Origin of the sequence: Brachybacterium massiliense (assembly GCF_900184245.1) — a bacterium.
Classification (GTDB): Bacteria; Actinomycetota; Actinomycetes; order Actinomycetales; family Dermabacteraceae; genus Brachybacterium; species Brachybacterium massiliense.
Genome location: NZ_FXXB01000008.1, coordinates 46722 through 64577, shown reverse-complemented (window position 1 = coordinate 64577; position 17856 = coordinate 46722). Strand labels below are relative to the sequence as shown.

Genomic DNA, 17856 nt, shown 5'->3' with positions numbered 1-17856 from the left:
TCGCGTGGAGGACCCAGCGTACCGCGCACAGGGTGAGCGATCTCGCCACGGGAGCACTGTTGCAGGGCCCCTCACACCCGTAGACTCGACGACGGTCCGACCTGCGAGATCGCAGGTCCGTTTCCGCCCGAGTTCGCCCGAGGCGCATCGTGCCACCGCACGATCCTCGTCGCGCGAGATGTATGGGCGCCCCCGCCCGATGCCGGGCATCATGCCCTGCGACACGTTAGGGCCTGTTCACCCCTGACTGTCGTAAGGACACCATGAACGACTCCTCCCCTGCCGTCGATCCCGAGACCTCCGCCGCCCCGGAGAGCGTGGATCCCCAGGCTCCCGCCGGCCCCAGCTTCGACGACATCGCTCTGCCGGCCGCGCTGCGCCGTGCGGTCGATGAGCTCGGCTTCACCCAGCCCTCCGCGATCCAGGCCCAGGCGATCCCGCCGCTGCTCGAGGGGCGCGACGTGATCGGCGTCGCCCAGACCGGCACCGGCAAGACCGCCGCCTTCGGCCTCCCGCTGCTCGCGGCGATCGATCCGTCGCTGCGCGAGGTGCAGGCCCTCGTGCTCGCCCCCACGCGCGAGCTCGCGATGCAGGTGGCCGACGCCATCGCCTCGTTCGCCACCTCGATGGGCGGCCTCGACGTGGTCGCGCTCTACGGCGGCTCCCCCTATGGCCCGCAGGAGCGTGCGCTGGCCCGCGGTGCCCAGGTCGTGGTCGGCACCCCCGGCCGCGTGATGGACCACATGCGCCGCACGAACCTGCGCCTGGACACCATCCGCTTCGCGGTGCTCGATGAGGCCGACGAGATGTTGCGCATGGGCTTCGCCGAGGACGTCGAGGAGATCCTCTCCCACTCCCCCGCGAGCCGGCAGGTGGCGCTGTTCTCCGCGACCATGCCCTCCGCGATCCAGCGCGTCGCCCAGACCCATATGAAGGACCCGGTGCGCGTGAGCGTCTCGCCGCAGTCCTCCACGGTCAAGAGCGTCACCCAGACCTACGCGGTGGTCCCGTTCCGGCACCGCACCGGCGCTCTGGCCCGCGTGCTCGCCGTCTCCGAGGCGGAGGCCGCGATCGTCTTCGTGCGCACCCGCGCCGCGGCCGAGGAGGTCGGCTCCGCGCTGGTCGCACGCGGCCTGATCGCCGCCTCGATCAGCGGTGACGTGCCGCAGAAGGACCGCGAGAAGATCGTCGAGCGGCTGCGCGACGGCTCGCTGCAGGTGCTGGTCGCGACCGACGTCGCCGCCCGCGGCCTCGACGTCGAGCGCATCGGCCTGGTGGTCAACTTCGACGTGCCCAAGGAGGCGGAGTCCTATGTGCACCGCATCGGGCGCACCGGCCGCGCCGGTCGCACCGGCGAGGCGCTGACCTTCATCGGCCCCCATGAGCGCCGCGCCCTGAAGAACATCGAGCGCGCCACAAAGCAGACCCTCGCCGAGGCGGTCATCCCCTCCCCCCGCGACGTGTCCAAGCACCGCCTGGCCGCGCACCTGAAGCAGGTGCCCGAGCGCATCGAGCGCGGACGTCTCGAGCTGTATCGGGAGCTGATCGGCGAGTTCGTGACCGAGCACGGCATGGATCCGGCCGAGCTGGCCGCCGCGCTCGGCGCGATGATGGTGGGCGACGAGGGCCCCGGCACCCCCTCCGAGGAGGAGGAGTTCACCCAGGGCAAGCTCGCGGAGAAGGATCGCCAGAGCGATCGCGGCCCGCGCATGGAGCCGGCCCAGACCGAGCGGGGCTACACCTCGTACAAGGTCGGGGTGGGCCACACCCACGGCGCCCGTCCCCCGGGCATCGTCGGCGCGATCACCGGTGAGGGCGGCCTGACGGGCAAGGACGTGGGCAAGATCCAGATCTTCCCGAACTTCTCGCTGGTGCAGATCCGCGGGTCCCTCTCCTCCGAGCAGATGGAGCGGATCTCCCGAGCGAAGGTGGGCGGCCGCGAGCTGCGCATCGGACCGGATCAGGGTCCGCGCGGCGGCAAGGGCCCGCACCGGGACGGGGAGCGCCCCTTCCGTCGTGATGACCGTCCCCGCCGGGACGACCGCGGCGGCCGCTTCGACGGCAAGCGCCGCCCGTTCCGTCGCCACGAGGGCTGAGCGCGCAGCTCCCTGACAGCGAAGGACCCCGCCACCGAGATCGGTGGCGGGGTCCTTGCCTGCTGTGGGCGGGAGGGTCAGTCCTGCTTCTGCTGCGCCTCGGCGTAGGCCTTGCGGACCTCGTCCATGTCCAGGTTCTTCACCTGGCCGATGAGGTCCTCGAGGGCGGACTGCGGCAGGGCGCCGGCCTGGGAGAACACCGGGATGCCCTCGCGGTAGGCGACCAGGGTCGGGATCGAGGTGACGCCGTAGCGCATCGCCAGCTCCTGCTGGTCCTCGGTGTCGACCTTGGCGAAGGTGACGTCCTCGTGGGAGTCCGACGCCTCCTCGAAGATGGGGGCGAAGCGCTGGCACGGCACGCACCAGCCCGCCCAGAAGTCGATCAGGACGATGCCGTCCTCGACGGTCGCGTCGTGGTTCTCGGAGGTCAGAGTGAGCGTAGCCATGGCCATGAGAACGCCTCGGGCCCGTGGTTCATTCCCACGTTCCCGAGGCGTGACTCAGCTCACCGCGAGCTCAGGCGGTCGCGCCCTCGCCGGCAGGCAGCACCCGCACGATGCGATCCTCCGCGGGCGGCTCCCACGAGGCGGCGTCGGCCGTGCTCTGCTCACCGCTGCGGATGTCCTTGACCTCGTCCGCTCCCCCGTCGGCGCCGGGGAACCAGATGAACGGGATGCCGCGGCGGTCGGCGTATCGGATCTGCTTGCCGAACTTCGCGGCGGTCGGGGCGACCTCGCAGGGGATGCCGCGGCCGCGCAGCGCGCGAGCGACGGCGTCGCTGAGGTGGCGCTGCTCCTCATCGGCGACGGACACCAGCACGCAGGTGGGCACCTTGCGGGTGGGCGCGGCCAGGCCCGCGGAGATGATCCGCGAGACCAGACGCGACAGGCCGATCGACAGGCCCACCCCGGGGTAGGTGTGGCGGTTGTCCGCGGCGAGGGAGTCGTACCGGCCGCCGGAGCAGATCGAGCCCAGCGCCTCGTGGCCCTCGACGAAGGTCTCGAAGACGGTGCCGGTGTAGTAGTCCAGCCCGCGCGCGATCGAGAGATCGGCCATGATCACCCCGGGCACGGCCGCCTCGACCCGCTCGAGGACGGCGCTGAGCTCGGCGATCCCCTGCTCGACCATCTCGCCGTGCCCGCCGAGCTCGCGCACCCTGTCGGCGAAGGAGGCATCACGGGTGCGGATGGCGGCGAAGTCGAGGCAGGCCTGCGCCTGCTCCGGGCTCGCCCCCGTCTCCTCGAGCAGCAGCGCGCGCACTGCCTCGTCACCGATCTTCGGGAGCTTGTCGAGGCTGCGCAGCACGGCGGAGTGGTCGCTGATGCCGATCGAGCGGAAGAATCCCTCGGAGAGCCGGCGGGTGTTGGCGTGGAGGGTGAAGGCCGGCATCGGCAGGCGGTCGAGGATCTCGGCCATCACGATGGCGACCTCGGCCTCGATGTGGCCGGGCAGGGAGTCCTGACCGATCACGTCGAGATCGGCCTGGTAGAACTCGCGGAAGCGGCCGTCCTGGGGGCGCTCTCCGCGCCACACCTTCTGGATCTGGAAACGGCGCAGCGGGAAGGCGAGGTCGTTCTGGTGCTCGAGCACGTACCGGGCGAGCGGCACGGTGAGGTCGAAGTGCAGGCCCAGCACGCGCGAGCGGTCCTCTCCGCTCTGCGGCGCGGAGTCCTCCTCCTCGGCGTGGAGGCGACGCAGGACGTACACCTCCTTGTCGATCTCGCCCTTGCGCAGCATCTGCTCGAGAGGTTCGACAGCGCGCGTCTCGATGCCCGAGAACCCGTGCAGCTCGGCCACCTCGCGGAACACATCGATCACGTGCTGTTCGACGAGACGCTCCGCGGGGAGCCACTCCGGGAATCCTGACAGGGCGGCGATCTTCGCCATGCGGTGCACATCCTTCTGGTTCTTGGGCTGAGTGCCGGGCACCATTATCGCCCCTCGGGACAGGCGGTGCCCGGTGACAGAACCTGTCAGACGCGATGCGCCGGTCACTGTAGAGTTCCGTGACGTGGTTCTCCCCGTTCCCGGGGCGCGCCCGTGCCAGCCCGACCGCCGATCACGGCGGCAGTGTCCCGCCTTGCAGCGGATCCCTCCGAAGGAGCTCAATCGTGAGCGAGTCCGAGACTCCCGTCCCCGCGTCGACCCCCGCCGATCAGCCTGCTGAGACGGCCACCGATCAGACCCCTGATCAGCCCGCGACGCCCCCGACCGACCCCGCGCCCGAGGGCGAGTCCCAGGCCCCTGCTGCCGAGACGGCGAGCACCCCCGAGGAGGCACCGGCCGCGCCGGCGCCCACGCCGAAGAAGCCGACTCCCGGCGCGGCGCCGAGGCCCTCGATGCCCTCCCCGGCCGCGCTCGCCGCGAAGAAGCCCAGCGCCGCCCTGCTGCCGGTCGCTCCCCCGGTCACCGAGTACGACCCGGAGCAGATCGCCGCGGCGAGCGAGTTCGGCACCGTCGCGGAGGACGGCACGGTGACGGTCCAGGACGGCACGCAGGTGCGCACCGTGGGCACGACCACGGAGTCCGACCCTGCCGCGGCCCTCGCGCCCTTCGCCCGCGGGTACCTCGACCTGGTCGCCTTCCTCGACCTCACCCAGACCACCCTGAACGCTCCGGAGCACACGCAGAACGAGCTGAACCGACTGCTCGAGAACCTGCGCAAGAACCTCAAGGAGCCGCAGGTCGTCGGTGACATCCCGGCGCTGCGCGCCCGCGCCGCCGAGCTGCGCGAGCAGGCGAAGGAGAAGATCCGCGCCCTCGAGGCCGAGCGTGCGGCAGGCCGTGAGGAGGCCACCCGCAGGCGCACCGAGTTCGTCGAGTCGATCGAGGCGCTCGTGGCCAAGGATCCGGAGCAGATCTCGTGGAAGAACGCGGGCGAGACGATGCGTCAGATGGTCCCCACGTGGAAGCAGATGCAGAAGGAGGACGTGTCGCTGGACCGTCCCACCGAGGAGGCGCTGTGGAAGCGCCTGTCCGCTGCGCGCGCGACCTTCGACCGGATGCGCAAGCAGTTCTTCTCGCAGCTGGATGCGAAGCACTCCGAGGCCGCGGACATCAAGGAGGAGCTGATCGCCCGTGCCGAGGCGATGCAGGACTCCACCGACTGGGGCCCCACGGTCCGCGCCTACAAGGACCTTATGGCCGAGTGGCGCCAGGCGCCGCGCGGCGGCCGCAAGAAGGACGACGCCCAGTGGAAGCGGTTCAAGGCCGCCCAGGACACGTTCTTCCAGGCCCGCAACGCGGATCTGCACGAGCTCGAGGTCGAGCAGAGCAAGAACCTCGAGGCCAAGGAGGCACTGCTGGTCGAGGCCGAGGCCATCGACCCCGCCGAGGATCTCGAGGCCGCGAAGAAGGCGCTGCGCTCCGTCCAGGATCGCTGGGAGGAGGCCGGCAAGGTGCCCCGCGGCGACATGCGGCGCATCGATGACCGCCTCCGCGCCGTGGAGCGCTCGATCAAGAACGCCGAGCAGGACGAGTGGCGGCGCACCGATCCCCGCACCAAGGCGCGCGTGGAGGGGGCCTCCTCGCAGCTCCACTCCGCGATCGCCTCGTACCAGGAGGCCTACGACAAGGCCGTCGCCGGCGGCGATCCGAAGAAGATCGCCGAGGCGGAGGCCGCGCTCGAGGCCCGCAAGGAATGGCTCGCCGTGATCGAGCGGTCCGCGCGCGAGCTCGGCTGATCCCCGGAAGCCGCTGACCGCGCCGAGCGCGGTCGACCTCTCCTCCACCGCCCCGTCTGTCCACAGCGACAGGCGGGGCGATTGCGGTGAGGGGCGCCTCACGCGAGAGTCGGTGCATGGACCCGCTGCTCGACGCCCCGCACCGCACCCCTCCTCCGCACTCGACGGATCCGCCGTCCCTCGCGGCGGAGGCCGGGCAGGCGCTGCATGGAGGTGATCCGAACGTGCCGATCGGCCTGTGCGCGGCCTGGTCCAGCCACGCCGCCGAGCTCGCGGTCCCCCTCGGTGCGGCGCTCGAGCGCTGGGAGGAGACTCCCGCGACGGACCGGCTCGTGGCCGAGGGGTATCTGCATCGCCTGCTGCCCGGGGTGTTCCTGCCGCCGGACATGCTGCGCAGCGCCGTGGACCGTGCTCTGGCGCTGGGATGCGCGCTCGGCGCCCACCTGCAGGCCCAGCACGTGATCGCCGGTCCGTCCGCGGCGTGGGTGGTGATCGGCGGGGCGCCGCCCGAGCAGGTGGAGCTGCTCTCGAGCGCGCACCGCGGCGACCTGGCCGGGGTGGTGCTGCGGCATTCGCGCCTGCTGCCGCAGGACATCGAGACCGTCGGCGGCGCGCCGGTGACCTCGCCCGTGCGCACCGCGCTGGACCTGCTGCGGTTCGCGCCGTCGTGGATCGCCGAGCCCGCGCTGCGGCATCTGGTCGAGACCGGCCACGCCCGCCTCGCGGAGATCCGCCATCGCCTGCACGCGATGCACCGCTATCCGGGGGTCCTCGGGGCCAGGGAGCGGCTCGAGCAGATGCTGGATCCTCAGCTCGTGGACAGCGGCGCTCCCGCGCCGACGGGCTTGCCGTCGGCGGTGACGCGGTAGACGTCGTAGACCCCCTCGATCCGGCGCACCTGGGAGAGCACCGACTGCAGATGCGTCGGATCGGCCAGCTCGAAGGAGAAGAAGGTGGTGGCGAGGCGGTCGGTGTTGGACTGCGCCGAGGCGGACTGCAGGTTCACCTGCTGCTCGGAGATGACCATGGCCAGGTCGGTCAGCAGGCGCGGCCGGTCCAGCGCCTCGACCTTGATGTGCACCAGATACGCGGTGCTGTGGCGGCCCGACCAGGAGACCTCCACCATCCGATCGGGCTGCTGCTCCTGCAGCTGGATCGCGTTCGCGCAGGTCTCGTGATGGACGGAGATGCCGGAGCCGCGGGTGATGAAGCCGACGATCGGGTCACCGGGCACAGGGGCGCAGCATTTGGCAAGCTTCACCCACAGGTCCGCGTGCCCGTCCACGATGACGCCCTGGTCCGTCTCCGAGGTGTGCCGCTCGGTGCGGCCCCCGCGCGGCCGCACCTTGGAGGGCAGCGTGATCTCGGCCAGGTCCTCCTCGGCGCCGTCGGAGCCCCCGAAGGAGGCCCGCAGCTTCTCGACCACGTGCTGGGCACCGGTGTGGTTCTCGCCGATCGAGGTGTACAGCGCATCGACCGAGGGCAGGTTCAGATCATCGGCGACGGTGGCGAGGGTGTCGTGGGTCAGCAGGCGCCGCATCGGCAGGTCCTGGCGGCGCAGCGCCTTGGCCAGCTCCTCCTTGCCCTTCTCGAGCGCCTCCTCGCGGCGCTCCTTCGAGAACCAGTGGCGGATCTTGTTGCGTGCGCGCGGGGACTTCACGAAGCCCAGCCAGTCCCGGCTGGGGCCCGCATCCGGGGACTTCGAGGTGAACACCTCGACGACGTCGCCGGTCTGCAGGGCGGACTCGAGAGAGACCAGGCGCCCGTTGACGCGCGCCCCGATCGTGCGATGGCCCACCTCGGTGTGCACCGAGTAGGCGAAGTCCACCGGCGTCGCGCCCTGCGGCAGCGCGAGCACGTCCCCCTTGGGGGTGAAGACGTAGACCTCCTGCGTGTTGATCTCGAACCGCAGCGAGTCCAGGAACTCCCCCGAGTCCGTGGTCTCCTTCTGCCAGTCCATCAGCTGGCGCAGCCAGGCGGCGTCGTTGGCGGTCTGCCCGGCATCGCCCTCGCCCTGGCTCCCCGCCATCGCCTTGTACTTCCAGTGCGCGGCGACCCCGTACTCCGCCCGGCGGTGCATCTCGCGGGTGCGGATCTGAATCTCCACGGGCTTGCCCGTGGGGCCGATCACCGTGGTGTGCAGCGACTGGTACAGGTTGAACTTGGGCAGGGCGATGTAGTCCTTGAAGCGTCCCTGCACCGGCGACCAGCGGGCATGCAGCGTGCCCAGCACCCCGTAGCAGTCCCGCACCGTGTCCACCAGCACCCGCACCCCGACCAGGTCGTAGATGTCGGAGAAGTCGCGGCCGCGCACGATCATCTTCTGGTAGATCGAGTAGTAGTGCTTGGGCCGGCCGGTGACCTCGGCCTTGATGCGCGCCTTCCGGAGGTCATCCTGGATCTGAGAGGAGACGGTGGAGAGGTACTGCTCCCGTGCCGGGGCATGCTGGGCCACCAGGGAGACGATCTCTCCGTAGACCTTCGGGTAGAGCACCTGGAAGGAGCGGTCCTCGAGCTCCCACTTCATGGTGTTCAGCCCCAGCCGGTGCGCGAGCGGGGCGTAGATCTCGAGGGTCTCCTTGGCCTTCCGCTCGGCGGAGGCGGCCGGCACGTACTTCCAGGTGCGGGCGTTGTGCAGGCGGTCGGCGAGCTTGATCAGCAGCACGCGCACGTCGCGGCTCATCGCCACGATCATCTTGCGCACGGTCTCGGCCTGGGCGGCTTCGCCGTAGGTGACCTTGTCGAGCTTGGTGACCCCATCGACCATCACCGCGATGACCTCGCCGAACTCGGCGCGCAGGCGCTCGAGCGAGTAGTCGGTGTCCTCGACGGTGTCGTGCAGCAGCGCGGCAGCGATCACCTCGGCCGGGGAGCCCAGCTCGGCGAGGATCGTCGCGACCGAGACCGGGTGCGTGATGTACGGGTCACCGCTCTTGCGGCTCTGCCCGCGGTGGGCGCGCTCGGCGACGGTGTAGGCCCACCGCACCAGCTCCTGGCTCTCCTTGGGGCTCACCGCGCTCATCGTCTCCAGCAGCGGCGCCAGCAGCGGGTCCACCGAGGAGCCTGCGCGGGGCGCGAAGAAGGACAGGCGCGAACGCGTGCGCCGCGGGACAGCGGCCGGTGTGCGGGGTGACGAGGCGGGGGTGGGCGCCGAGGCGGGCTGCTGCTCGCCGGATCGGGCGCCGCCCGTCGTCGCGGGCTGTGATCCTGGCTGCTGCGGCATCTCCACCTCCTGGCTGGGAAGCTCCAGTCTACGCGCGGGTCACCGGGGCACGGACGCCCTCGCCGTGCGCGCCCGGCGCGGCGGGCCCGGCCTGCGACGCGGCGATCAGTTCGCGATGCTCCACACGGTGCTCAGCGGCACCTCCGGCAGCTGATCGCGCCCGCCGAGGCCCTCGAGCTCGATGAGGAACGACGCCCCGAGCACCTCGGCGTCGAAGCGTCGGGTGAGCTCGACGGTCGCCGCGGCCGTGCCGCCGGTGGCCAGCAGGTCGTCGACGATCAGAGTGCGTGCCCCGGCGGGCAGGGAGTTCTCGGGGATCTGGATCTCGGCGCTGCCGTACTCGAGGTCGTACCGGAGGCTGGCCGGGCTGCCGGGCAGCTTGCCCGCCTTGCGCACCGGGATGAACCCGGCACCGATCTCGTAGGCCAACGGCGCGCCCAGCACGAAGCCGCGCGCCTCGGTGCCCACCACGTACTCGACGTCCTCGGGGATCAGTGTGGTCCAGTACCGGATCACGCTGCGCATCGCAGCGGCGTCGCGCAGCAGCGGGGTGATGTCCCGGAACAGCACGCCCGGGGACGGGAAGTCCGGGTACTCGGCGATATGTGTGTCCAGCAGTGCCCGAATCTGCTCGACAGTGGGCTCGGGAGCGCTCATCGATGTCCTTGCTCGTCGGTGGTGCGCGCGCCACGGGACGAGCGGCGCGAGGAGGGGGTCGTGGTCTCTGCCTCGGACGCGGGGGCGGCAGAGGAGGTGGAGGCGGTGACCGTGCCCGGCTCCTCGCCCTCCGCGCCGCGCACGGGCTGCGCGTCGTCACGGCGGGCGGCGAGGACCTGCTCGGTGTGAGCGGTGATCGCCGGCTCGCGGCGGCGCAGGTCCACCAGGAGGCCCGGGGCCAGGAAGATCGAGGAGTAGGTGCCGGCGATGATGCCGATGAACAGGGCCAGCGAGATGTCCTTGAGCGTGCCCGCTCCCAGCAGGAAGGCCCCGATCACAAGGATCGAGCCGATCGGGAGCAGCGCCACCACCGAGGTGTTGATCGAGCGCACCAGGGTCTGGTTCGCGGCGAGCTGCACGAGCTCGTCATAGGTGCTGCCGCGCTGGCGGGTGAGCGCCTCGGTGTTCTCCCGTGCCTTGTCGAACACGACGATGGTGTCGTAGAGGGAGTAGCCCATCACGGTGAGGAAGCCGATCACGGTGCCCGGGGTGATCTCGAAGCCCACCACCAGATAGATGCCCGCGGTGACGAGCATGTCGTGCACCAGCGCCGCGAGCGCGGCGACCGAGACCTTGAGATTGCGGAAGTACAGGGCCATCATCCCGGCCACCAGCACCAGGAACACCACGACGCCGCGGAGCATCTTCTGGGTGACGTCGCCGCTCCACACCGGGCCGATGTAGGAGCTGGAGATCGCCTCGGGCGAGACGTCGTAGGCGGCGGCGAGGTCCTGGGCGAGATCGGCGGTCTCGGTGGGGTCCAGCTGCTCGGTCTGGACGCGCAGGGTGTCGCTGCCCAGCACGGTGATCTTGGGCTCGTGATCGGGCAGGTGGTCGCGGACCACGTCGCGCGCGGAGGTCTGCTCGGTGTCGGCGACTCCGGCGACCTGGAACTCGGAGCCGCCGGTGAACTCGATGCCGAGGTTCGGACCGCGCAGGCCCGCGAGCGCGGCGAGCAGCACGATGCCGAGCACGCTGAGGAGATACCACGTCCTGCGGCGGGAGACGAGCGGGATGATCCTCCGTCCCGCGTGGAGGTCGTTGCCGAACCGGGAGAAGGTCGCGCTCATCGGTTCTCCTCCTCGGAGTCGTCGCGGGCGGGTGCGTCGTCACCGGGCTGCGCGGCGGTCTGGGTGGAGGTGCCTGCGGCGCGCTCGGCGGCCTCGCGCTCGAGCCGCGCACGGCGCACGGCGATCGGTTCACGCACCTCTTCCTGCTCGGAACGGCCCCGTCGGCCGCGCTCCCCCGCCACGCGCACCCGGCCGCGGCCAGCATAGGCCGGGACGACACGGTCCAGGCGCTCGGGGTCCAGGCCGCTCCAGGGGTGGCCCTTGCCGAAGAAGCGAGTGCGCACGAGGGTCTGCAGGATCGGGTGGGTGAACAGGAACACGATCACCAGGTCGAGCACCGTGGTCAGGCCGAGCACGAAGGCGAAGCCGCGCACGCCGCCGGTGGAGAGCACGTAGAGCACCACTGCGGCGATCAGGTTGACCATGTCGGAGGCGAGGATCGTGCGCTTGGCGCGGTCCCAGCCGTGGTCGACGGCCGCGACGATGCCGCGCCCCTCCCGGATCTCGTCGCGGACGCGCTCGAAGTAGACGACGAAGGAGTCCGCGGTGAAGGCGATCGCCACGATCAGGCCCACCACGCCGGCGAGGGAGAGGCGGTAGCCGATGTCCGGGATGTTGGAGAGCACGGTGAGGGTGGCGTAGGTCAGCACACCCATGATCAGCAGGCTCGACATCGTCACGATCGAGAGCAGGCGGTACTGGCCGAAGGCGTAGAGCACCACCAGCGCCAGTCCGATCAGGCCCGCGATCAGGCCCATCTGGAGCTGGTCCGCGCCGAGAGTCGCGGAGATCTGCTGCTCGGAGGCCACCTCGAACTCGAGCGGCAGCGCACCGAAGCGCAGCTGGTCCGAGAGCTGGCTCGCCTCCTCCTGGGAGAAGTTGCCGGAGATCCTGGCCTCGCCGCCCGGGGAGGGCTCCTGCACCTCGGGGGCGGAGATCACCAGGCCGTCCAGCACGATGCCGAAGGCGGCGGTGCCGCCCTGGCCGTTGTACAGCGCGCTGGTCATGCCCGAGAAGGACTGCGCGGCGCTGTCGTCGAAGCTCATGTTGACCACGTAGTAGCCGGTCGCCTGGCCGGTCGGGGTGACGTCGGCGGCCACGCCGGAGCTCTCGATCGCGGAGCCGGCGACCACCTCGGGGCCGAGCAGGTACTTCGCGGTGCCGTTGGGGTCGCAGGCCACCACGGGCTCGTCGGAGGAGGCCTCGGCCACCCGCTCCTGCTGGGCGCGGGGGTCCACGCAGTCCGCGCTCATCAGCTCGGTCTGGATCTCTGGGGTGAGCCAGTCCATCGACCATGCGGGGTAGGGCAGGTCGCCGTCGGCCACCGCGGCCGGCGGCGCCATCGAGGAGTCCGAGCTGACGAGCCCGTCGAACAGCTGCTGCGAGGGATCCGCGGGGGCGCTCGAGGTCTCCTGCTCGCCCTCTCCCCCGGCGTCGGAGGTCTCGCCGTCGCCGTCGGAGGCGCCTCCCGCGTCGGAGGGCAGCGCCTCGCCGGTGCCCTCGGGGGCCACGACGCCCAGCACGGGGCGGAAGGACATCGCGGCCGTCTGGCGCACAGCCTCCGAGGTGGCCTGGTCGAGCTGCCCGGGCACATCGATGACGATGTTGGTGCCGCCCTGGACGGTGATCTCGGTCTCCGCCACGCCCATCGCGTTCACGCGCTGGCTCATGATCTGGCGCGCCTGCTCCATCGCGGTGGCGTCGATCGCAGAGCCGTCCCGGGACTGGGCCTGCAGGATAATCTGGGTGCCGCCCTCGAGGTCGAGGGCGAGCTTGGGGGCGGGCTGCCAGTCGCCCTTCCAGACCCCGGCACCGATCCCGCCGCCGAGCAGCAGGATCAGCACCGCGAGGGCCGCGAGGGCAATGCGACGTGCGGGCATGATGCGTGGTTCCTCAGGACGGCGGACGAGAGGGGTGGGGATGGGCGACCCGGTGACGGCCGCTCGGTGGGTCTGCGCTGGTCAGCGCTCGTCGCGGCGCGGGTCCGCGCTGCGGGGGTCGTCCTCGGAGACGGTCACGCCGGGGACACCGCTCTCACCGGTGTCCTCGGACTCGAGCTCATGCTCCTCGGACTCCTCGGTCTCCTCGACCGGGTCGACGGCCTGGGCGATCGCCTGGCGGGCCCACTTGGTCTGCGAGCCGTCCTCGGTCTCAAGGATCACGACGTCGTCGTAGGACTCGACGATCAGGCCGTAGAAGCCGGAGTGGGTGCGGACCTCATCGCCCACGCCCAGTTGCCTCACCAGCTCGGCCTGCTTCATCTGCGCCTTGCGCTGGCGGTTGGAGATGAACAGCATCGGCAGCATCATCACGGCGAAGATGAGCAGGAGAGGAAGAAGGGATTCCACGGAGTTCCTTTCGGCGGAGGGCCCTCACGATGCTCCTGCACGGATCGGGTCCTGCCGCGGACGATTGACCGCCCCACTGTACCCGCCGAGAGGCCGCGGTCCTCTCAGGGTGAGGCGTCGATCATCGAGGGGTCAGAAGCGTCCCAGCATGGGCGCGACGCCCTCGGGCCCCTCGGGCGGGGCGAGCCCCAGGTGGGTCCAGGCGGCGGGGGCGGCCGCGCGGCCGCGCGGGGTGCGCAGCAGGAAGCCCTCGCGCACCAGGTAGGGCTCGATCATCGTCTCGACGGTCTCGACCTCCTCGCCCACGGCGACGGCGAGGGTGGAGAGCCCGACGGGTCCGCCCGCGAAGCGGCCGCACAGCGCGGAGAGCACCGCACGGTCCAGCCTGTCCAGCCCGCGCTCGTCGACCTCGTAGACGCGCAACGCCTCCTTGGCCGCGTCGAGGTCGAGCCGCCCGGTGCCGCGCACCTGGGCCCAGTCCCGCACCCGGCGCAGCAGCCGGTTGGCGATGCGAGGGGTGCCGCGGGAGCGCGAGGCGATCTCGATCGAGGCCGCGTCCTCGAGCTCGATCTCGAGCCGGGCGGCGGAGCGGCGCACCACCTCGCGCAGCTCCTCGGCGTCGTAGAAGTCGAGATGGCCGATGAAGCCGAAGCGGTCGCGCAGCGGCGCGGGCAGCAGTCCGGCCCGGGTGGTCGCGCCCACCACGGTGAAGGGCGGCAGGTCCAGCGGGATCGAGGTGGCGCCCACGCCCTTGCCGACGATCACGTCGACCCGGAAGTCCTCCATCGCGATGTAGAGCATCTCCTCGGCAGGGCGGGCCAGGCGGTGGATCTCATCGAGGAAGAGCACCTCCCCCTCCTCGAGGGAGGAGAGGATCGCGGCGAGATCGCCGGCGTGCTGGATCGCCGGGCCCGAGGTGATGCGCAGCGGCGCACCGAGCTCCGCGGCGATGATCATCGCGAGCGTGGTCTTGCCCAGTCCGGGCGGGCCCGAGAGCAGCACGTGCTCCGGGGCGCGGCCGCGGGCGAGGGCGGCGTCCAGCACCAGGGAGAGCTGATCGCGCACCACCTTCTGCCCCACGAACTCCTCGAGCCGGCGCGGGCGCAGCGCGGCTTCGGCGGTGCGCTCCGGCGGGGCCGACTCCGCGCTGGTCAGCGAGAGGTCCTCGTCGTTCACCGGTGCCCTCCGAGCGCGCGCAGGGAGCGGCGCAGCAGCTCACCGGCATCGAGCGAGGCGCCGTCGTCGGCCCGCGCGGTCTCGACGGCGCCGAGCGCGGCCTTCTCCGCCCAGCCCAGGCCCACCAGCGCCTCGACGACGTCGGAGTCCGCGCCGCTGGGCGTCGCCGGTGCCGGCGCTGCGCCCTCGGCGGAGAGGGAGGCCGGTGCGGGAAGCTTCCCGCTGAGCTCGAGCAGCATGCGCTGGGCGACCTTCGGGCCGATGCCCGGGGTGCGGGTGATGGTCTTCGCGTCCTGCTCGGCGATCGCGCGGCGCAGCTCCTCGGGGTCGAGCACCGCGAGCACGGCCAGGGCGGTGCGCGGGCCGATGCCGGAGACGGACTGCACGATGCGGAAGGTCTCGGCCTCGTCCGCATGGGGGAAGCCGTAGAGCGTCATCGAATCCTCGCGGACCACCAGCTCGGTGTGGAGGGTGAGCTCGGCCCCGTGGCGGGTGGAGCTCAGCGCCTGCGGGGTGGTGCGGACGAGGTAGCCGATCCCGCCCACCTCGAGCACGAGGGAGTCGAGGTCGATGCGGGCGACCCGCCCGGTCAGAGATGCGATCACCCCTCCACCCTAGAACACCTGTTCGATCAGTGCCGGGAGGTGGAGCGTTCCCGGGCGCGTCGTGCCTCTCGTTCCGCACGGGCCCAGACGGCCTGGGCACTGGTGCGCGCCCCGCCGCTCGCGTCGAGGGTGACCGGACCCGGCCCGCGCCACAGCTGCGTGAGCGCGATCGCGACCGCGTCGGAAGCATCGGCTGGCTGCGGTGCGGCATCCAGCCCCAGCAGTTTGACCAGCATGGTCTGCACCTGCTTCTTGTCCGCCCGGCCGCTGCCGGTCACGGCGGCCTTCACCTCGGAAGGGGTGTGCATGGCGGCGGGGATCCCCCGTTCGGCGGCCTCGAGCAGGGCGATGCCGGAGACCTGGGCGGTGCCCATCACGGTGGAGATGTTGTTCTGGCTGAAGACTCGCTCGACCGCGACGGCGTCGGGCCCGAACTCCTCGAGCACGGCGCGCAGGCCGCGGGCGATGGTCAGCAGCCGCTGGTCCAGCGGGTCGCTCGAGGCGGACTGGATCACCCCGGCGTGCACGAGCCGGGCGCGGCGTGCGCCGAGCGCGTCGACCACGCCGATGCCGCAGCGGGTCAGGCCCGGGTCCACCCCGAGCACTCGCAGCGTGGTCATGTGGTGCCTCCCGGTCCGGACGGTGCGGCGCCCCGCGTGCGGGCCGCACCGTCCGTGCGGCTCACTCGGCGTCCGCGAGCTGCGCCGCGACGTCCTCGGGGATGTCGAGGTTGGAGTAGACGTTCTGGACGTCGTCGCTGTCCTCGAGCGCCTCGATCAGGCGCAGCGCCTTCTGGGCGCCGTCGAGGTCCACGGGGGTGCGCATGGTGGGCACGAACTGCGCCTCGGCGCTGTCGTAGTCGATCCCGGCCTCCTGCAGCGCGGTGCGCACGGCGACCACGTCCGTCGCCTCGGAGTGGATCTCGAAGGACTCGCCCTCGTCGTTGATCTCCTCGGCACCGGCCTCGAGCACGACCTCGAGCAGATCGTCCTCGGTGTGCTCGCCCTTGGAGACGGTCACCACGCCCTTGCGCTCGAACAGGTACGCGACCGAGCCGGAGTCCGCCATGTTGCCGCCGTTGCGGTTGAAGGCGAGGCGCACCTCGGAGACCGCGCGGTTCTTGTTGTCGGTCAGGCACTCGACCAGCACGGCGACTCCGCCGGGTGCGTAGCCCTCGTACATCAGCGTCTCGTAGTCGACGCCGTCGCCGTCGAGCCCGCCGCCGCGCTTGACGGCGCGGTCGATGTTGTCGTTGGGGACGGAGGTCTTCTTCGCCTTCTGGATGGCGTCGTAGAGGGTGGGGTTGCCGGCGGGGTCAGGGCCGCCCATCCGTGCAGCGACCTCGATGTTCTTGACCAGCTTGGCGAACAGCTTGCCTCGCCTGGCATCGATGACGGCCTTCTTGTGCTTCGTGGTCGCCCACTTGGAATGCCCTGCCATCTCTCTCCTCCCGACTCTGCCGCCGACCAGCGGCGGATTGCCGTCCCATTCTAGGGCAGAGCCCGAGCGGAGCCGCCGAACACCGACCTGCGCGGGCTCAGAGAGCCCAGGGCGGCATCGATGCGCTCAGCTGCGCGCCACCGGGCTCAGCTGCGCACCACGGGTGCGGTGAGAGAGCCGATCAGCCGACGGTCCGCGGTGATCGCCTCGAGCAGCTCCCGCTCCCGGGCCCGGGTCTTCACCGTGGCCTTGCCGAACAGCACGCTGTGGCGCTCCATCCCGAGCGCGACGGAGGAGCGGATCAGGTGGCGCATCGCCATCCGCGCCACGGCGCCGTGGCGTGCGGCCCAGCGCTCCGCGCGGCGCCGCCGACGCATCGACACCAGCAGCTCCACCTCGGCGGGCGAGAACCAGCCCGCGCGACCGTACTCCGACAGCTGCCGGCGCAGGATGCGCTTCTCGCGCAGCCGCAGGAACAGCACGATCGCCACCAGCAGCACGAAGATCGGCACCTGCACGGTGACGTAGTAGCGCAGGAAGCCGGCCAGCGGCGCCTCGGGGTCCACGGGGAGGAAGAAGGTGGAGCCGTTCCACAGCGCGTGCAGCACCATCCCCAGCGACAGCCCTCCCACGCCGAGGCCGAAGTAGAGCATCAGCGAGCGCCGTTCGGCGGCGATCCCCAGGCCCAGCCCGCACAGTGCGGTGAAGGAGACATGCGCGAAGGGCGAGAGCAGCCCGCGCAGGAAGAACGTCTGCCAGAACACCTCGACCTCGCCGGCGGCCTGCGCCTGATGGAAGGAGCTGCCGAAGTACAGGATGTTCTCGGTGAAGGCGAAGCCGCCTCCGATCAGCGCCGCATAGACCACGCCGTCGATCGGGCCGGCGATGTAGCGGCGGCCCCACACCAGCAGGAACAGCAGCCCGGCGCTCTTCATCGCCTCCTCGACCACGGGTGCCTGGACCACGGCGCCGAGGAACGAGTCGATCAGCTGGTCCGTCTGCGAGGGGGTGATCCAGGCGGTGAAGAAGCCGCCGAACCACAGGGTCAGCAGCACCGAGCCGATCGCGCCCCAGGCGAAGGCGGAGACCAGCGACATGCGGGGCTGGGGGGTGTACCGGTCGATCCACCACACGGCCGCGAGCACGATCGCGACCGGCACCAGCGCCGCGGTGAAGGCGACCAGGGAGGTGCCGAAGCCCAGCGGCAGGATGACGAAGAAGTAGAGGGCGATCGCCGCGGCTGCCAGGCACAGGAAGGACAGGGCGAACAGCGCCCAGCGCACCCAGGGGCGGCGTCGGCGGGGACGTCCTGCCGTGCCCGGGCCCATCTGCTCGGGGGCGCGGGGGTCCACGCGCTCGACGTCGTAGCCGTAGGCATCGTCGCGTCCCTGGGCGGGGACCGACTGTGGCGGTGCTCCGGTGGTGCTGGTCACAGCGGCTCCTGCCTCTCCCCCGGTCGTGGCGGCCGCTGTCCCGGGCGACGAGGGCGTCGCGGGCC

15 protein-coding genes are annotated in these 17856 nt (G+C 71.4%); 3 read left to right on the top strand and 12 right to left on the bottom strand.

The window, feature by feature from the left end; all coding sequences use genetic code 11:
* Positions 1 to 263: 263 nt before the first annotated feature.
* The gene (locus BN4251_RS10260; RefSeq protein ID WP_245810293.1) at positions 264 to 2096 is read left to right on the top strand and encodes a DEAD/DEAH box helicase; all 1833 of its coding nucleotides are present in this window, start codon (positions 264 to 266) and stop codon (positions 2094 to 2096) included.
* A 77-nt stretch (positions 2097 to 2173) separates the two neighbouring features.
* On the opposite strand, the gene trxA is transcribed toward BN4251_RS10260, so the two are convergent.
* Together trxA and hisS are read right to left on the bottom strand one after the other, a co-directional pair.
* Positions 2174 to 2542 carry a thioredoxin gene (gene trxA, locus BN4251_RS10255; RefSeq protein WP_087486327.1) on the bottom strand — a complete coding sequence of 123 codons (369 nt, stop codon included), beginning with the start codon at positions 2540 to 2542 and terminating at the stop codon, positions 2174 to 2176.
* A gap of 70 nt (positions 2543 to 2612) precedes the next feature.
* On the bottom strand, positions 2613 to 3983 hold the full coding sequence (hisS, locus tag BN4251_RS10250; RefSeq protein ID WP_087485027.1) for a histidine--tRNA ligase: 1371 nt from the start codon (positions 3981 to 3983) through the stop codon (positions 2613 to 2615).
* 224 nt (positions 3984 to 4207) lie between these two features.
* Between hisS and BN4251_RS10245 the strand changes: the two genes are divergently transcribed.
* Together BN4251_RS10245 and BN4251_RS10240 are read left to right on the top strand one after the other, a co-directional pair.
* Positions 4208 to 5779 carry a DUF349 domain-containing protein gene (locus tag BN4251_RS10245; RefSeq protein ID WP_087485026.1) on the top strand — a complete coding sequence of 524 codons (1572 nt, stop codon included), beginning with the start codon at positions 4208 to 4210 and terminating at the stop codon, positions 5777 to 5779.
* Between the two features lie 116 nt (positions 5780 to 5895).
* Positions 5896 to 6648: a hypothetical protein gene (locus BN4251_RS10240; protein ID WP_245810292.1), complete on the top strand. Its 753-nt coding sequence runs from the start codon at positions 5896 to 5898 to the stop codon at positions 6646 to 6648.
* Here the strand turns inward: BN4251_RS10240 and BN4251_RS10235 are convergent.
* From BN4251_RS10235 to BN4251_RS10190, 10 genes are all read right to left on the bottom strand, one after another.
* Complete coding sequence (locus tag BN4251_RS10235; protein WP_087485025.1) at positions 6588 to 9002, bottom strand: RelA/SpoT family protein; 2415 nt, start codon at positions 9000 to 9002, stop codon at positions 6588 to 6590. The two genes, BN4251_RS10240 and BN4251_RS10235, sit on opposite strands and share 61 nt — an antisense overlap.
* Before the next feature lie 105 nt (positions 9003 to 9107).
* The gene (locus BN4251_RS10230) at positions 9108 to 9659 is read right to left on the bottom strand and encodes an adenine phosphoribosyltransferase (protein ID WP_087485024.1); all 552 of its coding nucleotides are present in this window, start codon (positions 9657 to 9659) and stop codon (positions 9108 to 9110) included.
* Complete coding sequence (gene secF / locus BN4251_RS10225; RefSeq protein ID WP_087485023.1) at positions 9656 to 10789, bottom strand: protein translocase subunit SecF; 1134 nt, start codon at positions 10787 to 10789, stop codon at positions 9656 to 9658. The genes BN4251_RS10230 and secF overlap by 4 nt, the downstream gene beginning before the upstream one ends.
* Positions 10786 to 12669 carry a protein translocase subunit SecD gene (gene secD, locus BN4251_RS10220; protein ID WP_087485022.1) on the bottom strand — a complete coding sequence of 628 codons (1884 nt, stop codon included), beginning with the start codon at positions 12667 to 12669 and terminating at the stop codon, positions 10786 to 10788. The genes secF and secD overlap by 4 nt, the downstream gene beginning before the upstream one ends.
* An 81-nt stretch (positions 12670 to 12750) precedes the next feature.
* Positions 12751 to 13137, bottom strand: a complete 387-nt coding sequence (gene yajC / locus BN4251_RS10215) for a preprotein translocase subunit YajC (RefSeq protein WP_245810291.1) — start codon at positions 13135 to 13137, stop codon at positions 12751 to 12753.
* A 132-nt stretch (positions 13138 to 13269) separates the two neighbouring features.
* Positions 13270 to 14313, bottom strand: coding sequence for a Holliday junction branch migration DNA helicase RuvB (ruvB, locus tag BN4251_RS10210; RefSeq protein WP_087485021.1), 1044 nt, complete (start codon positions 14311 to 14313; stop codon positions 13270 to 13272).
* A complete protein-coding gene (ruvA, locus tag BN4251_RS10205; protein ID WP_087485020.1) occupies positions 14310 to 14918 on the bottom strand; it encodes a Holliday junction branch migration protein RuvA in 609 nt (202 codons plus the stop codon). Before ruvA ends, ruvB begins: the two co-directional genes overlap by 4 nt.
* Positions 14919 to 14944: 26 nt before the next feature.
* On the bottom strand, positions 14945 to 15538 hold the full coding sequence (gene ruvC / locus BN4251_RS10200; RefSeq protein ID WP_087485019.1) for a crossover junction endodeoxyribonuclease RuvC: 594 nt from the start codon (positions 15536 to 15538) through the stop codon (positions 14945 to 14947).
* 61 nt (positions 15539 to 15599) lie between these two features.
* On the bottom strand, positions 15600 to 16358 hold the full coding sequence (locus BN4251_RS10195) for a YebC/PmpR family DNA-binding transcriptional regulator (RefSeq protein WP_087485018.1): 759 nt from the start codon (positions 16356 to 16358) through the stop codon (positions 15600 to 15602).
* 146 nt (positions 16359 to 16504) lie between these two features.
* Complete coding sequence (locus BN4251_RS10190; protein ID WP_245810290.1) at positions 16505 to 17791, bottom strand: PrsW family intramembrane metalloprotease; 1287 nt, start codon at positions 17789 to 17791, stop codon at positions 16505 to 16507.
* Positions 17792 to 17856 lie beyond the last annotated feature (65 nt).

Bases quoted from the DNA above. Each gene is read 5' to 3' on its own strand.
- BN4251_RS10260 (WP_245810293.1), top strand. From the start codon at position 264: ATGAACGACTCCTCCCCTGCCGTCGATCCCGAGACCTCCGCCGCCCCG.
- trxA (WP_087486327.1), bottom strand. From the start codon at position 2,542: ATGGCTACGCTCACTCTGACCTCCGAGAACCACGACGCGACCGTCGAG.
- hisS (WP_087485027.1), bottom strand. From the start codon at position 3,983: ATGGCGAAGATCGCCGCCCTGTCAGGATTCCCGGAGTGGCTCCCCGCG.
- BN4251_RS10240 (WP_245810292.1), top strand. From the start codon at position 5,896: ATGGACCCGCTGCTCGACGCCCCGCACCGCACCCCTCCTCCGCACTCG.
- BN4251_RS10235 (WP_087485025.1), bottom strand. From the start codon at position 9,002: ATGCCGCAGCAGCCAGGATCACAGCCCGCGACGACGGGCGGCGCCCGA.
- BN4251_RS10230 (WP_087485024.1), bottom strand. From the start codon at position 9,659: ATGAGCGCTCCCGAGCCCACTGTCGAGCAGATTCGGGCACTGCTGGAC.
- secF (WP_087485023.1), bottom strand. From the start codon at position 10,789: ATGAGCGCGACCTTCTCCCGGTTCGGCAACGACCTCCACGCGGGACGG.
- secD (WP_087485022.1), bottom strand. From the start codon at position 12,669: ATGCCCGCACGTCGCATTGCCCTCGCGGCCCTCGCGGTGCTGATCCTG.
- ruvC (WP_087485019.1), bottom strand. From the start codon at position 15,538: ATGACCACGCTGCGAGTGCTCGGGGTGGACCCGGGCCTGACCCGCTGC.
- BN4251_RS10195 (WP_087485018.1), bottom strand. From the start codon at position 16,358: ATGGCAGGGCATTCCAAGTGGGCGACCACGAAGCACAAGAAGGCCGTC.